12 protein-coding genes and 1 tRNA gene are annotated in these 13,701 nt (G+C 70.2%); 9 read left to right on the top strand and 4 right to left on the bottom strand.

Annotated elements, in window-relative coordinates; genetic code table 11:
• The first annotated feature begins 43 nt into the window (after positions 1–43).
• Positions 44–880, top strand: a complete 837-nt coding sequence (locus LAJ50_RS13010) for an aldo/keto reductase (RefSeq protein WP_138651931.1) — start codon at positions 44–46, stop codon at positions 878–880.
• A 236-nt stretch (positions 881–1,116) separates the two neighbouring features.
• On the opposite strand, the gene LAJ50_RS13005 is transcribed toward LAJ50_RS13010, so the two are convergent.
• Together LAJ50_RS13005 and LAJ50_RS13000 are read right to left on the bottom strand one after the other, a co-directional pair.
• Positions 1,117–2,130, bottom strand: a complete 1,014-nt coding sequence (locus LAJ50_RS13005) for a transporter (protein ID WP_205961510.1) — start codon at positions 2,128–2,130, stop codon at positions 1,117–1,119.
• 170 nt (positions 2,131–2,300) lie between these two features.
• Positions 2,301–4,592 (bottom strand): glycoside hydrolase family 3 N-terminal domain-containing protein, encoded by a 2,292-nt coding sequence (locus LAJ50_RS13000; RefSeq protein WP_138651935.1) that lies wholly within the window; start codon positions 4,590–4,592, stop codon positions 2,301–2,303.
• Positions 4,593–4,766: 174 nt separating this feature from the next.
• Here LAJ50_RS13000 and LAJ50_RS12995 point away from each other — a divergent pair, with 174 nt between their 5' ends.
• Entirely contained in the window at positions 4,767–5,258 is a 492-nt protein-coding gene (locus LAJ50_RS12995; RefSeq protein ID WP_138651937.1) for a nicotinamide-nucleotide amidohydrolase family protein, read from the top strand.
• Positions 5,259–5,275: 17 nt separating this feature from the next.
• The gene (locus LAJ50_RS12990) at positions 5,276–6,943 is read left to right on the top strand and encodes an AarF/UbiB family protein (protein ID WP_138651981.1); all 1,668 of its coding nucleotides are present in this window, start codon (positions 5,276–5,278) and stop codon (positions 6,941–6,943) included.
• A gap of 3 nt (positions 6,944–6,946) precedes the next feature.
• Here LAJ50_RS12990 and LAJ50_RS12985 read toward each other — a convergent pair whose 3' ends face one another.
• Both LAJ50_RS12985 and LAJ50_RS12980 read right to left on the bottom strand, forming a co-directional pair.
• Entirely contained in the window at positions 6,947–7,159 is a 213-nt protein-coding gene (locus tag LAJ50_RS12985) for a helix-turn-helix transcriptional regulator (RefSeq protein WP_130552981.1), read from the bottom strand.
• 112 nt (positions 7,160–7,271) lie between these two features.
• The gene (locus tag LAJ50_RS12980; protein WP_138651939.1) at positions 7,272–7,508 is read right to left on the bottom strand and encodes a hypothetical protein; all 237 of its coding nucleotides are present in this window, start codon (positions 7,506–7,508) and stop codon (positions 7,272–7,274) included.
• Between the two features lie 121 nt (positions 7,509–7,629).
• Here LAJ50_RS12980 and lexA point away from each other — a divergent pair, with 121 nt between their 5' ends.
• From lexA to LAJ50_RS12950, 6 genes are all read left to right on the top strand, one after another.
• Entirely contained in the window at positions 7,630–8,277 is a 648-nt protein-coding gene (gene lexA, locus LAJ50_RS12975; RefSeq protein ID WP_130552979.1) for a transcriptional repressor LexA, read from the top strand.
• Between the two features lie 173 nt (positions 8,278–8,450).
• Positions 8,451–9,485, top strand: coding sequence for a recombinase RecA (recA, locus tag LAJ50_RS12970; protein ID WP_130552978.1), 1,035 nt, complete (start codon positions 8,451–8,453; stop codon positions 9,483–9,485).
• Positions 9,486–9,649: 164 nt separating this feature from the next.
• Positions 9,650–10,171 carry a recombination regulator RecX gene (gene recX, locus LAJ50_RS12965; RefSeq protein ID WP_138651941.1) on the top strand — a complete coding sequence of 174 codons (522 nt, stop codon included), beginning with the start codon at positions 9,650–9,652 and terminating at the stop codon, positions 10,169–10,171.
• A gap of 114 nt (positions 10,172–10,285) precedes the next feature.
• Complete coding sequence (gene alaS, locus LAJ50_RS12960; RefSeq protein WP_130552976.1) at positions 10,286–12,934, top strand: alanine--tRNA ligase; 2,649 nt, start codon at positions 10,286–10,288, stop codon at positions 12,932–12,934.
• Between the two features lie 143 nt (positions 12,935–13,077).
• Entirely contained in the window at positions 13,078–13,287 is a 210-nt protein-coding gene (csrA, locus tag LAJ50_RS12955) for a carbon storage regulator CsrA (RefSeq protein ID WP_130552975.1), read from the top strand.
• Between the two features lie 75 nt (positions 13,288–13,362).
• A tRNA-Ser gene (locus tag LAJ50_RS12950) sits at positions 13,363–13,455 on the top strand.
• Positions 13,456–13,701: the final 246 nt, after the last annotated feature.

Below are 13,701 nucleotides of genomic sequence, written 5' to 3'. Positions count from 1 at the left end.
CGTCCGCACGGCAAGTCCCGTCGTGCAGCGCAGGTGTTCGGCCATGCTCCCCATCCCCACCACCCGGCTCGGCGGCCAGGACGTTCCGGTCCTGGGCCAGGGCACCTGGAACATGGGCGACGATCCGGCGCGCCGCAAGGCCGAGATCGAGGCCCTGCAGCGCGGCATCGACCTGGGCCTGCGCCTGATCGATACCGCCGAGATGTACGGCGAAGGCGCGTCCGAGCGCCTGGTCGGCGAGGCGATCCAGGGCCGGCGCGACGAAGTCTTCGTGGTCAGCAAGGCCTATCCGCAGAATGCCTCGCGCGGCCGCCTGCCGCAGGCCTGCGAGCGCAGCCTGCGCCACCTGGGCACCGACCGCATCGACCTGTACCTCCTGCACTGGCGCGGCGCGGTGCCGCTGGCCGAGACGGTCGATGCGATGCAGGCGCTGCGCCAGGCCGGCAAGATCCGCCACTGGGGCGTGAGCAACCTCGATGTGGACGACATGGAGGAACTCATCGACGCCGGCGGCACGCACTGCGCGACCGACCAGATCCTCTACAACCTCACCCGGCGCGGCCCCGAATACGACCTGCTGCCGTGGCTGGAACAGCGCCAGATCGCCGCGATGGCCTACAGCCCGGTGGAGCAGGGCCGGCTCAAGGGCCACGCCGCGCTGCAGAAGATCGCCCGGCGCCACGGCGCCAGCGACCTCCAGGTCGCGCTGGCCTGGGTGTTGCGCCGCCCGGGCGTCATCGCCATCCCCAAGGCCGCCAGCCGCGCGCATGTGGAGGACAACGCCGGCGCAGTGTCGCTCACGCTCACCGAAGAGGACCTGGCCGACCTGGACCGTGCCTTCCCGCCGCCACGGGCCAAGCGCGCGCTCGAGATGCTCTGAGGCGGAAGGCAGCCAGGGCCGGCGCGTCGGCGCCGGCGGATCGCGTGTGCGGCATGACCTGCCAGGGCGGCCAAGCCAGGCAGACGCCTGTCGTGCCGCCGAAGGAGTTCCGAGGCTTGGGCGGGTCGTCACCTTCGTCGGGTCCGTCGCGCTCGCAAGGTCCCTGGGCTTGTCAGGCGCTCCTGCCGGAGCCTAGCGCGTGTCAGGCGCGTTGCGGGCTGGGAACGCCGCATCGGCTAATCCGCGCGCCGACCGAAGGCCAGCCAGGCCAGCACCGCGGTCAGCAGCACCAGGCCGGTCACCACCACGGCGAAGCCGTGCGCCGAGGTGGCGAGCGGCACGCCCCCCACGTTCATGCCGAACAGGCCGGCGATCAGGTTCACCGGCAGCGCCAGCACGGTGACCACGGTCAGGATGAACAGCGTGCGGCTGCTCTGCTCGTTGACCAGCGCGGCCAGTTCCTCCTGGATCAGCTTGACCCGTTCGACCAGCGAGGCCGAATCGCCCACGGCGGTGGAGAACTCCTCGGCCGCCTGCTGCAGGTCGATCACGTCCTCGCGGCTGATCCAGGCCGGCGGCCGGTTGAGCAGCCGGAACAGGGCGGTGGGCTCGGGCGCCAGCAGCCGCTGCAGCCGCACCAGCGAGCGGCGCAGCGCGCCCAGCTCCTTGCGGTCGGTGGCCACGCGGTTGTCCAGCAGCCGGTCCTCGATCTGGTCCACGCGCGCGGTCGACTTGCGCACGATGTCGCCCAGCACGCTGGCCTGGTCGCGCAGCAGATGCGCCAGCAGGTCCACCGGCGAGCGGAAGTCCTGGCCGTTGCGCACCGCCGTGCGCAGCTGCTCGACCGAACGCAGCGGCCGCAGCCGCGCGCTGACCACCAGCCGCGGCGCGATGCTCAGCGTGGTGGTGCCGATCTCGGACGCATCGAAGGTGGAATCGAACAGCACGTCGTGGATCACCGCCACCAGCGCGCCCTCGTCCAGCTCCAGCCGGGTCGAGCCCATGCCGCTGCCGAGCGAGTCGTGGAAGGCTTCCGGCAGGGTCAGGCGGTTGGCCAGGAAGCGCCGCGAGGCCTGGTTGGCCAGCGAGAAATGCAGCCACAGGAACTCGCCGCGCGCACTGGCCTGCGGATCGGCCAGGAAGGCATCAACGGCCTCGCTGCCGAACGCCTCGGCCGGCTGGCCGGGCACGAACCGGTAGCCCCAGATCAAGCCGTCTTCGTTGGAACCGTAGTGCTCGAGTTGAGGCATGCGCGCGGGCGAGGGCAGGCGGGAAGGGCAAGCGTAGCCCAGCGAACCGTCCCGCATGCGACAGCACCGGCACACCGGCACCGGCTTTGTGGGAGCCGCCACGGCGGCGATGGGGCTTTATCGGGAAAGCCATCGCCGCCATGGCGGCTCCCACGAAAAGCTCTGTCCGGTCAGCCCAGCAGCTCGAACGTCCCGTGCAGCCCATCCACCTCGGCCGACGGCGCCACCCACACGTCGAAGGTGCCCGGCTCGACCGTGGGCTTGAGGTCCTGGCCGACGAACAGCAGGTCGGCGCGGCGCAGGGTGAACTCCACCTGCGCGCTGGCGCCGGGTTCCAGGCGGATCTTGCGGAAGTCCTTCAGCTCCTGCACCGGTCGGGTGATGCTGGCCACGCGGTCGTGCACGTACAGCTGCACCACTTCCTCGGCCGCGCGGCTGCCGCGGTTGCTGATCGTGGCGCGCACCGTCAGCGCGCCGTCGGCGGGCAGCCGGCCATCGCCGAGGTCCAGCCCGCCGTATTCGATCCGCCCGTAGGTCAGCCCATGGCCGAACGGGAACAGCGCCGAGTTGGGCGCGGTCATGTAGCGCGTCTTGAACGGGCTGAGCTTCTCCGGCTGCGGATCGGGCCGCCCGGTGGTCTTGTGGTCGTAGTAGTACGGCACCTGGCCGGACTCGCGCGGGAAGCTGACCGGCAGGCGCGCCGACGGCCCATGCGCGCCGAACAGCACATCGCACAGCCCCAGGCCCGAACTCGAGCCGAGGTACCAGCCCACCAGCACCGCCTGCGCCTTGGGCGCCAGCTGGCCCAGCGCCAGCGCGCGGCCGTTGCCCAGCACCACCACCACCGGCTTGCCGGTGGCCGCGACCGCGTCGAGCAGGTCCTGCTGCACCTGCGGCACGGTGATCGAGGTGCGCGAACGCGCCTCGCCCGAGTCGTCGCGCGACTCGCCGATGGCCATCACCACCACGTCGGCCGCGCGTGCGGCGGCCACCGCCTCCTGCACGCCCCCGGCCAGCGGCTTCTGGTAGCCGCAGCCGGCCACCACCTGCAGCAGCGAGGGATCGGCCAGCGTCTGCTTCATGCCGGTGGCCAGGTCGCTGCCCGAATCGTCGCCCTCGAACAGCGTCCACGGGCCCTTGGTGCTGTCCCAGTCCTGCGCCAGCGGGCCGATCAGGGCGATGCGCTGGCCGCTGCTGCGCAGCGGCAGCACATCGTGCTCGTTCTTCAGCAGCACCACCGACTTGCGCGCGGCCTCGCGCGCCAGCTCCAGCGTCTCGGGCAGGCGCTGGCGCGAGGGCGCCGACGGCTTGATCCGGCGGAACGGGTCGTCGAACAGGCCCAGCTGCGCCTTGAGCATCAGCACGCGCCGCACCGAGCGGTCGACCACCGCCATCGGCACTTCGCCGCTTTCCACCAGCGCGGGCAGGTGCTTGAGGTAGAGCGCGCTCTGCATGCTCATGTCCACGCCGGCCAGGATCGCCAGCCGCGCCGCATCGCGCCCGTCGCGGGCGAAGCCATGGGCGATCAGTTCCTCATCGCCGGTGTAGTCGGACACGACCACGCCGGTGAAGTCCCATTCGCCGCGCAGCACATCGTCCAGCAGCCAGTGGTTGGCCGTGGCCGGGATGCCGGAGATCTCGTTGAACGAGGCCATCGTGGTCATCGCGCCGGCATCGAACCCGGCCTGGAACGGCGGGAAATAGGTCTGCCGCAGCACGCGTTCGGACACATCGGTGGTGTTGTAGTCCAGGCCGCCCTCGGCCGCGCCGTAGGCGCAGAAGTGCTTGGGACAGGCGACCACGGCCTCGGGGTCGGCCAGGCCGCGCTCGCCCTGGAAGCCGCGCACGCGGGCCTGCGCCATGCGCCGGCCCAGCAGCACGTCCTCGCCGCTGCCTTCCACGCCGCGGCCCCAGCGCGCGTCGCGGGCGATGTCCACCATCGGCGCGAAGGTCCAGTCGATGCCGACCGCCGCCGCCTCCATCGCCGCCGCGCGCGCGGTGCGCCGGGCCAACTCCGGCTCGAAGCTGGCCGCCTCGCCCAGCGGCACCGGGAACACCGTGGTGAAGCCGTGGATGACGTCGGCGGCGAACAGCATCGGGATCTTCAGCCGGCTCTGCATGGCGGCCTTCTGCAGGCGCTCGTGCCAGAGCACGTTGGAGCTGTTGAACACGCCGGTCAGCTGGCCGGCCTTGACCGCGGCCACCTGCGCGGAGACCGCCGAGGTGTTGCTGATCGGATTGGCCGCGGCGGCCGCGCCGTTCTGGCTGGCCGAAGCCATCAGCGTCAGCTGTCCGGCCTTTTCGGCCAGGCTCATGCGGCCGATCAGGTCGTCGATGAAGGCCGGCGCCTTCGCGCCGTCGCGCGCGCGGCCCAGCGCGAAGCCCATCGGCAGCTGCGAGAGCAGGGTGGCCGCGCCCGCGGCGGTAAGCAGCTGTCGCCGCGTGATTCGGTGTTGGGTCATGCCGCTCCCTCCAGGGCAGAGCGTGTGTTCGGGCCACGTGGGTGGCGGGTCGGGAGGTAAAATGTAATCGTTTACACGAAAAACGCACGCGGCATCGCACGATGGTCACGCGCGGCCAGGCCGCCCCCGATGATCTGGGATACTGAAGTGCACTTGCCCGACCCTGGACGCCCCATGCCGCCTTCCGATGCCGAACTGACCCAACTGGCCACCGCGGTCGGCCAGCGCCTGCACGAGCAGCGCGACCGCCTGGTCACCGCCGAGAGCTGCACCGGCGGCTGGATCGCCAAGGCGATGACCGACATCGCCGGCTCCTCGGCCTGGTTCGACTGCGGCATGGCCGCCTACAGCTACGAGGCCAAGCAGGCGTTGCTGGGCGTGCGCCCGCAGACCCTGGAGACCTTCGGCGCGGTCAGCCGCGAGACGGTGATCGAGATGGTGTCCGGCGCGCTGGTCAATTCCGGCGCCAGTGTGGCGGTGGCGGTGACCGGCATCGCCGGCCCCGGCGGCGGCAGCGAGGACAAGCCGGTGGGCACGGTGTGGATCGGCTGGAAACGCCGCGGTGGCTACGCCCGCGCCCAGGTGTTCCATTTCGACGGCGACCGCGACGCGGTGCGCCGCCAGACCGTGGCCGCGGCGCTGGGCGGGCTGGGACAGGCGCTGTGAACAAGCCCCACGGCGCGCTGTGGGAAACCCTGTCCACCGTGCGCGACCTGGGGCGCATCCAGGAAATCGCCACCGTGCTGGTGCGCTACGGCTTCGGCGACGTGGCCCGGCGCATCGGCATGACCGGCGCACTGGAGAAGGCCGGCCGCCTGCTGCGCCTGGAGCACGCCGAGGAATACCTGACGATGTCCACGCCCGAGCGCCTGCGCCGGGCGCTGCAGGAGCTGGGGCCGACCTTCATCAAGCTGGGCCAGATCCTGGCCACGCGCGTGGACCTGCTGGGGCCGGAGTTCCTGCGCGAGCTGGGCCAGCTGCAGAACAACGTGCCGGCGCTGGACTTCGAACTGGTCCGCCCGCAGGTGCGCGAGGACCTGGGCGCCGAGCCCGAGGCGGTGTTCGCCCGCATCGACACCACCGCGCTGGCCGCCGCCTCGCTGGCCCAGACCCACCGCGCCTGGCTCGCCGACGGCAGCGCGGTGATCCTCAAGATCCGCCGGCCCGGCATCCGCGAGACGATCGAGGCCGACCTGCGCCTGCTGGCGCGGCTGGCCGAGATCGTCCAGGCGCGCGCTCCGGAGCTGCGCCGCTACCGCCCGCGCGAGATGGTGCGGCAGTTCACCGCCTCGCTGCGCAACGAACTGGACTTCGCCGCCGAATGCCACAACGCCGAGCGCATCGCGGCCAACTTCGCCGACCACCCGCAGATGGTCGTGCCCAAGGTCTACTGGGCCTGGACCAGTGAACGCCTGAACGTGCAGGCGTTCGTCGCCGGCATCCCCGGCGCCAACATCGCCAGAATCGAAGCTGTCGGCCTGGACCGGCGCACGCTGGCCCAGACCGGTGCCGACATCGTGATGAAGATGGTGCTGGAGGACGGCCTGTTCCACGCCGATCCGCACCCGGGCAACCTGTTCTACCTGCCGGACGGGCGCATCGCGGTGATCGACTTCGGTATGGTCGGTCACGTCAGCGCCCCGCGCCGGGCGCAGATCGCGCGGCTGCTTTACGGCATGGTGGCCCAGCAGCCGCAGGACGTGGCCGACATCCTGATCGACTGGGCCGGCGATGCCGAGGTCGACGAGGAACGCCTGCAGGCCGACATCGACGAGATGATCGACCAGTACCGCGGCCTGCCGCTCAAGGACCTGCGCATGGGCCGGATGCTGCTGGGCATCTCGGCGCTGCTGCGCGAGCACGGCCTGGTCCTGCCGGGCGACCTGGCGCTGATGGTCAAGGCCTTCCTGACGCTGGAGGGCCTGGGCCGGCTGCTGGACCCGGACTTCGACATGGCCGGCCAGGCGCGGCCGTTCCTGGAGCGGGCGATGCTGCGCCGCTACGCCCCGCGCCGGCTGGCGCGCCGCGGCCAGCGTGCGCTGGCCGGTTCGCTGGACCTGCTCGAGGACCTGCCGCGCGAGCTGCGCCGGCTGCTGCGCCGCTACGGCCGCGGCAACGTCAAGCTGGAGGTCACCAGCCTGCGCCCGTTCGGCAACCAGTTCGCCCACGCGGTGAACCGGCTGACCATGGGCATCATCACCGCCTCGCTGATCGTCGGTTCCTCCATCGTCATCCACAGCGGCGGCATCGCCAGCCACTTCCGCACCGCCTTGGGGCTGGCCGGCTTCATCGGCGCGGCCCTGTGCGGAGTGGTGCTGCTGGTCTGGACCGTGCGCAGCGGGCGGCGCTGAGCGTCAGACCGGATCGGGGCGATACTCGAGCAGGTCGCCCGGCTGGCAATCCAGCACCCGGCAGATCGCCTCCAGCGTGGCGAAGCGCACGCCCTTGACGTGGCCCTGTTTGAGCAGGGACAGGTTGGTCTCGCTGATCCCGACCGCATCGGCCAGGTCCTTGGACTTCATCTTGCGCCGCGCCAGCATCACGTCGAGGTTGACGACGATCGGCATCAGACGATGCCCCGGGCATCGGCGGCGGCTTCCGCGGCCAGTTTCATCAGGTGCGCGACGCTGTAGAGGCAGACGCAGGCGATGACGGGCAGAGACGGCCGACCTCCGTCCATCAGACGAAGCCCTCGCTGTCTTCTTTCAGACGCAACGCCTCGTGGCGCTGCCTGCGCAGCTCGCGCGCGGCCATGACCGCAAGCGCCAGACCGGCCAGACCTATGGCGTGGACAAGCACCACGCGGCTCTCCGGCCCGTCGAAGGCCTTCGCTGGCGCGAGCAGCAGGATCAGGGCGTAAAAGCCGAGCAGCAGCGTAGAAAAGACGGTCAGAGCGGTACCGGCGACGTGCTTCATGCGTTGTCTCCTGCGGGTGATAGTTGGCGCGTTAGAAGTAATTTATGCAAAACATAAATTATTCTCCAGATCCGTCAACGCCGCTTGCTCCTGTTTTCCCTTAGTAGTATTACTACTAACCATGGAGCTCACCGACACCCAGCAGACCATCCTGGCCCTGATCGCCGAGCGGCTCGAGGCCGATGGCATGCCGCCCTCGCAGACCGAGATCGCCCGCGCCCTGGGCTTCAAGGGCGTGCGCGCCGCGCAGTACCACCTGGAGGCCCTGGAGGCCGCGGGCGCCATCGAGCGCATCCCCGGCCGGGCGCGCGGCATCCGTCTGCTGCACGCGCCGCAGCCGGCCCAGGCCGCGATGCAGTTCGCGTCGGCCAACGACGATGCCTCCGCGCTGCGCCTGCCGGTGCTGGGCCGGGTCGCGGCCGGCGCGCCGATCGGCGCCGACGCCGACCACCACGACTACGTGGTGCTGGACCGGGTGTTCTTCTCGCCCTCGCCGGACTACCTGCTCAAGGTCAAGGGCGATTCGATGCGCGATGAGGGCATCTTCGACGGCGACCTGATCGGCGTGCACCGCACCGGCGAGGCGCGCAGCGGCCAGATCGTGGTGGCGCGCATCGATGAGGAGATCACCGTCAAGCTGCTGAAGATCGGCCGCGACTCGATCCGCCTGCTGCCGCGCAACCCGGACTACTCACCCATCGACGTGCGTCCGGACCAGGACTTCGCCATCGAAGGCCTGTATTGCGGCCTGGTGCGGCCGAACCGGTGATGTCCCACCTTCCCGGCCGGACTTTTCCGACCCGCCACGGCGGCATCGCCCGCTGCCGCCGGCCAGGCGCACGGCGCACCGTTGCAGCACGGCTCGCCGATGTCTCAATCCGTGCGATCCACCTGCTCTAGATTGCTCCCATCACCTCACCACACCTTCCAAGGACACTGACAATGGACGAGAACAAGAAGCGCGCCCTGGCCGCGGCCCTGACCCAGATCGAGCGCCAGTTCGGCAAGGGCTCGGTGATGCGCATGGGCGACCGCGTCATCGAGGCCACCGAGGTGATCCCGACCGGTTCGCTAATGCTGGACATCGCCCTGGGCATCGGCGGCCTGCCCAAGGGGCGCGTGGTCGAGATCTACGGACCCGAGTCCTCCGGCAAGACCACCCTGACCCTGCAGGCCATCGCCGAGTGCCAGAAGCAGGGCGGCACGGCCGCCTTCATCGACGCCGAGCACGCGCTGGACCCGATCTACGCGGCCAAGCTGGGCGTCAATGTCGACGACCTGCTGCTGTCCCAGCCCGATACCGGCGAGCAGGCGCTGGAGATCGCCGACATGCTGGTGCGCTCGGGTTCGGTGGACATCGTGGTCATCGACTCGGTCGCCGCCCTGACCCCCAAGGCCGAAATCGAAGGCGAGATGGGCGACCAGCTGCCCGGCCTGCAGGCCCGCCTGATGAGCCAGGCCCTGCGCAAGCTGACCGGCAACATCAAGCGCTCCAACACCCTGGTGATCTTCATCAACCAGCTGCGCATGAAGATCGGCGTGATGATGCCCGGCCAGAGCCCGGAAACCACCACCGGCGGCAACGCGCTGAAGTTCTACGCCTCGGTGCGCCTGGACATCCGCCGCATCGGCGCGATCAAGAAGGGCGACGAGATCATCGGCAACCAGACCCGGATCAAGGTCGTCAAGAACAAGATGGCCCCGCCGTTCAAGCAGGTCGTTACCGAGATCCTGTACGGCGAGGGCATCAGCCGCGAGGGCGAACTGATCGACATGGGCGTGGAGGCCAAGATCGTGGACAAGGCCGGCGCCTGGTACAGCTACGGCTCCGAGCGCATCGGCCAGGGCAAGGACAACTCCCGCACCTACCTGCGCGAGAACCCGGAGGTGGCCGCCAAGCTGGAAGCCGAGCTGCGCGAGAAGTTCCAGCCGGCCGAGGTTGCCGGCCGTGAGAACGACGAAGGCGATGACGCCTGATTGCATCCGTTCCTCGCGGGCCGGCGCTGCTGTCAGTGGCGGCGCCGGCCCGCGCGGGGCGACCTTGGCAAGCGGAAAACAGCGGCGTTGCCCTTGCGGGCGGCGCCGTTCCGCGTTTCGGACGAGCCGGATCGGCCAGGACGCCAGCGCTCGGGTGTCCCGCCATGGATGAGCGCGACGCGCCCGATGTTCCCGACGCGGCCGCGGCGGAGCAGGGCCACAAGCCGCGCCGTCGCCGGCCCGAGCCGACCCCGGTCCAGCGTGCCCTGTCGCTGCTGGTCCGTCGCGAGCATTCGCGCAAGGAGCTAACCCGCAAGCTGGCCGCGCGCGGCGTCCAGGCCGACGAGGCCCGCGCCGCCGTCGAGCGCCTGGCCGGGGAGGGGTGGCAGGACGACGCCCGCTTCGCCGAATCGCTGGTCCGCACCCGGGTGGCCACGGGCTATGGCCCGCGCTACATCCGGGTCGAACTGGAGACCCACGGCCTGGACGCCGCCCAGGTGGACAAGGCCCTGGCGAGCTTCGAGGGAGACTGGCGCGAACTGGCCCGCGACCTGGTCGCCCGCCGCTTCGGCCCGGAACGGCTGGAGGACCTGTCTGTCCAGCGCAAGGCCGCCGACCTGCTGCTGCGGCGCGGCTTCGACGGCGAGGCCGTGCGCGCCGTCCTGCGCGGGCTGCCGGAGGACTGAGCCGCCCGGCTTTGTTACCCTTTGCGGTTCAAGGTTGTTTCAGGGCAGGTCGCATCCATCCAGAGGGGATCCGCGGCCTGTTTTGCCAGCCGCTCGCCCATTGCCCGCGCCCACATGACCGCCCCCACTTTCAGCAGCAGCCAGGTCCGTCAGGACTTCCTCGATTTCTTCCGCGCCAAGGGCCACACCATCGTGCCCTCGGCCCCGCTGGTGCCGGGTAACGACCCGACCCTGCTGTTCACCAATTCGGGCATGGTCCAGTTCAAGGACGTGTTCCTCGGCGCGGAGAAGCGCAGCTACGTGCGCGCGGCCGACGTCCAGCGCTGCCTGCGCGCCGGCGGCAAGCACAACGACCTTGATTCGGTCGGCTACACCGCGCGCCACCACACCTTCTTCGAGATGCTGGGCAACTGGTCCTTCGGTGATTATTTCAAGAAGGAGGCCATCGCCTGGGCCTGGGAGCTGCTGACCCAGGTCTGGAAGCTGCCGGCCGAGCGCCTGCTGGTCACCGTCTACCACACCGACGACGAGGCCTATGGCCTGTGGCACGACATGATCGGCGTGCCGGCCGAGCGCATCGTCCGCATCGGCGACAACAAGGGCGCGCCGTACGCCTCTGACAACTTCTGGCAGATGGCCGACACCGGCCCGTGCGGGCCGTGCACCGAGATCTTCTACGACCACGGCGCGCACATCGCCGGCGGCCCCCCGGGCTCGCCGGACGAGGACGGTGATCGCTTCATCGAGATCTGGAATCTGGTGTTCATGCAGTTCGACCGCCAGCCCGACGGCACCCTGGTGCCGCTGCCGGCGCCGTGCGTGGACACCGGCATGGGCCTGGAGCGGCTGGTGGCGGTGCTGCAGCACGTGCACAGCAACTATGAGATCGACCTGTTCCAGGCGCTGATCCGCAAGGCCGCCGAGCTCACCGGCACGGCCGACCTGGAAAACAAGTCGCTGCGCGTGATCGCCGACCACATCCGCGCCTGTTCGTTCCTGATCGTGGACGGCGTGCTGCCGTCCAACGAAGGGCGCGGCTACGTGCTGCGCCGGATCATCCGCCGCGCGCTGCGCCACGGCTGGATGCTGGGCGTGCGCCAGCCGTTCTTCAGCCAGCTGGTGCCGACCCTGGTGGCGCTGATGGGCGAGGCCTATCCGGAGCTGGCGCAGAAGCAGGACTTCGTCGAGCGCGCGCTGCGCGCCGAGGAGGAGCGCTTCGCCGAGACGCTCGACGCCGGCATGCGCATCTTCGAGGACGTGGCCGCGCGCGCGCAGGGCAGCATTCCCGGCACCGACGCGTTCCGCCTGTACGACACCTACGGCTTCCCGGTCGACCTGACCGCCGACATCGCCCGCGAGCGCGGCATGGCCGTGGACATGGCCGGCTTCGAGGCGGCGATGGAACAGCAGCGCCAGACTGCGCGCGCGGCCGGTAAGTTCTCCGGCGGCACCGCGCTGCCGGCCGACCTGGTCGCACAGCTCACGCCGACCGAGTTCCTGGGCTACGACCAGCTGCAGGCCGATGGCCTCAAGATCGTCGCCCTCCTGCACGACGGCCGTCCGGTGCAGCGCCTGGAGGCCGGCCAGTCTGGCCTGGTGCTGCTGGATCGCACCCCGTTCTATGCCGAGTCCGGCGGCCAGGTCGGCGACACCGGCCGGCTGCAGGGCGCCGGCGGCGCGTTCGCCGTCAGCGACACGCTCAAGCTGGCCGGCCAGTTCCACGGTCACCTGGGCCAGGTCGAGCACGGCGCGCTGGCGGTCGGCGATCTCGTCGCCGGCGCGATCGACGCCCAGCGCCGCGGCGCGACCATCCTCAACCATTCGGCCACCCACCTGCTGCACGCCGCGCTGCGTTCGCTGCTGGGCACCCACGTGCAGCAGAAGGGCTCGCTGGTGGCGCCGGACCGGCTGCGCTTCGACTTCTCCCACTTCCAGCCGGTAACCCCGGCGGAGCTGGCCGAGATCGAACGCCGGGTCAACGCCGAGGTCCGCGCCAACCACCAGGCCGAGATCCACAACATGGGCATGCAGGAAGCCTTGGAGTTCGGCGCGATGGCGCTGTTCGGCGAGAAGTACGGCGAGCGCGTGCGCGTGCTGCGCATGGGCGATACCTCCACCGAGCTGTGCGGCGGCACCCACGTGCAGCGCACCGGCGACATCGGGCTGTTCAAGATCGTCAGCGAAAGCGGCGTGTCCGCCGGCGTGCGCCGCATCGAGGCGGTGACCGGGCAGGGCGCGCTGGACTACGTGGACGGCGAGGAGCGTCGCCTGGCCGAGGCCGCCGGCCTGCTCGGCGGCAGTGCGGCCGAGGTGGTCGAGCGCATCCGCCAGCTCACCGAGCGCCAGCGCAGGCTGGAGCGCGAGGTGGAGAGCCTCAAGGCCAAGGCCGCTTCCGGCGCGACCGCCGACCTGGCGGGTCAGGCGGTCGAGGTGGACGGCATCAAGGTCCTGGCCGCCCGCCTGGAGGGGTTCGATGCCAAGGCGCTGCGCGATGCGGTCGACCGCCTCAAGCAGCAGCTGGGCGACAGCGTGATCCTGCTGGCAGGTACCGAGGGCGGCAAGGCGGCCCTGGTGGCCGGCGTGAACGGCGCCGCAATGGGCCGGGTCAAGGCCGGGGAACTGCTGGGCCACGTCGCCGGTCTGATCGGCGGCAAGGGCGGCGGTCGCCCGGACCTGGCCCAGGGTGGTGGCGAGGACGGGCCCGCCCTTGCTTCGGCATTGGCCGGGGTGAGCACCTGGGTGGCGCAGCGCCTGGCAGCCTGAGCGCGACGCCTTTTCTCTTGCGGCTGGAGGTGACCGGCCGCTACCATGTTTCACGTCCATGAACTTATCTGGAAGCGTTTTTGGCACTACGCGGGCCAAATGCTTCCACCGGCTATACGCTAGCCGGCCTACGGAGAATTGAAATGCTGATCTTGACTCGCCGTGTCGGCGAAACCCTGATGATCGGAGATTCGGTCTCAGTCACCGTCCTCGGCGTGAAAGGCAACCAGGTGCGCATCGGGATCACCGCGCCCAAGGACGTTGCCGTGCACCGTGAGGAGATTTATCAGCGCATCCAGCGTGGCGATGATGCCGGTGCCGAGGATCGCGTCGAGGGCAACAGCTCCAACTGACGGAATGTTTGCCGTGGAAGCGTTCAGCCGGTATCCTTGCCGGCCGTCGCGCAGTGCCACCGCACGACGTTGTTCGGAGTGATGCCCGAGAGGCCGAAGGGGCTCCCCTGCTAAGGGAGTATAGGGTCAAAAGCTCTATCGAGGGTTCGAATCCCTCTCACTCCGCCAGTCCGTGAAACCCGCCGCAAGGCGGGTTTTTCGTTTGCGGCGCAGGGCCGCGAAGGCTTGCGATCCGGCGCATGCCGGGTCGCTGATTCCACGCATGCGCTGCGCTGGTTCGCCATGGGTTGGATGCGTGCAGCATCGCTGGAAGTCCGCATGCGCGTCGCATGGCGCGACGTGCACAGGGTGGCGAGGCGCGCCCGGAGGCGCCGACAGCGCGGTACTCGCAAGCCGCGCGCTTGGCGCCTGCCG

Source organism: Pseudoxanthomonas sp. X-1 (genome assembly GCF_020042665.1).
GTDB classification, from domain to species: Bacteria; Pseudomonadota; Gammaproteobacteria; order Xanthomonadales; family Xanthomonadaceae; genus Pseudoxanthomonas_A; species Pseudoxanthomonas_A spadix_A.
The sequence above is the reverse complement of the archived record's forward strand: the minus strand, read 5'-3'. Positions and strand labels throughout refer to the sequence as shown.

Excerpts from the sequence above, each read along its gene's own strand:
- LAJ50_RS12995 (WP_138651937.1), top strand. The coding sequence starts at position 4,767 with ATGCCGCCTTCCGATGCCGAACTGACCCAACTGGCCACCGCGGTCGGC.
- recX (WP_138651941.1), top strand. The coding sequence starts at position 9,650 with ATGGATGAGCGCGACGCGCCCGATGTTCCCGACGCGGCCGCGGCGGAG.
- LAJ50_RS12985 (WP_130552981.1), bottom strand. The coding sequence starts at position 7,159 with ATGCCGATCGTCGTCAACCTCGACGTGATGCTGGCGCGGCGCAAGATG.
- LAJ50_RS12980 (WP_138651939.1), bottom strand. The coding sequence starts at position 7,508 with ATGAAGCACGTCGCCGGTACCGCTCTGACCGTCTTTTCTACGCTGCTG.
- LAJ50_RS13010 (WP_138651931.1), top strand. The coding sequence starts at position 44 with ATGCTCCCCATCCCCACCACCCGGCTCGGCGGCCAGGACGTTCCGGTC.
- alaS (WP_130552976.1), top strand. The coding sequence starts at position 10,286 with ATGACCGCCCCCACTTTCAGCAGCAGCCAGGTCCGTCAGGACTTCCTC.
- recA (WP_130552978.1), top strand. The coding sequence starts at position 8,451 with ATGGACGAGAACAAGAAGCGCGCCCTGGCCGCGGCCCTGACCCAGATC.
- lexA (WP_130552979.1), top strand. The coding sequence starts at position 7,630 with ATGGAGCTCACCGACACCCAGCAGACCATCCTGGCCCTGATCGCCGAG.
- LAJ50_RS13000 (WP_138651935.1), bottom strand. The coding sequence starts at position 4,592 with ATGACCCAACACCGAATCACGCGGCGACAGCTGCTTACCGCCGCGGGC.
- LAJ50_RS13005 (WP_205961510.1), bottom strand. The coding sequence starts at position 2,130 with ATGCCTCAACTCGAGCACTACGGTTCCAACGAAGACGGCTTGATCTGG.
- csrA (WP_130552975.1), top strand. The coding sequence starts at position 13,078 with ATGCTGATCTTGACTCGCCGTGTCGGCGAAACCCTGATGATCGGAGAT.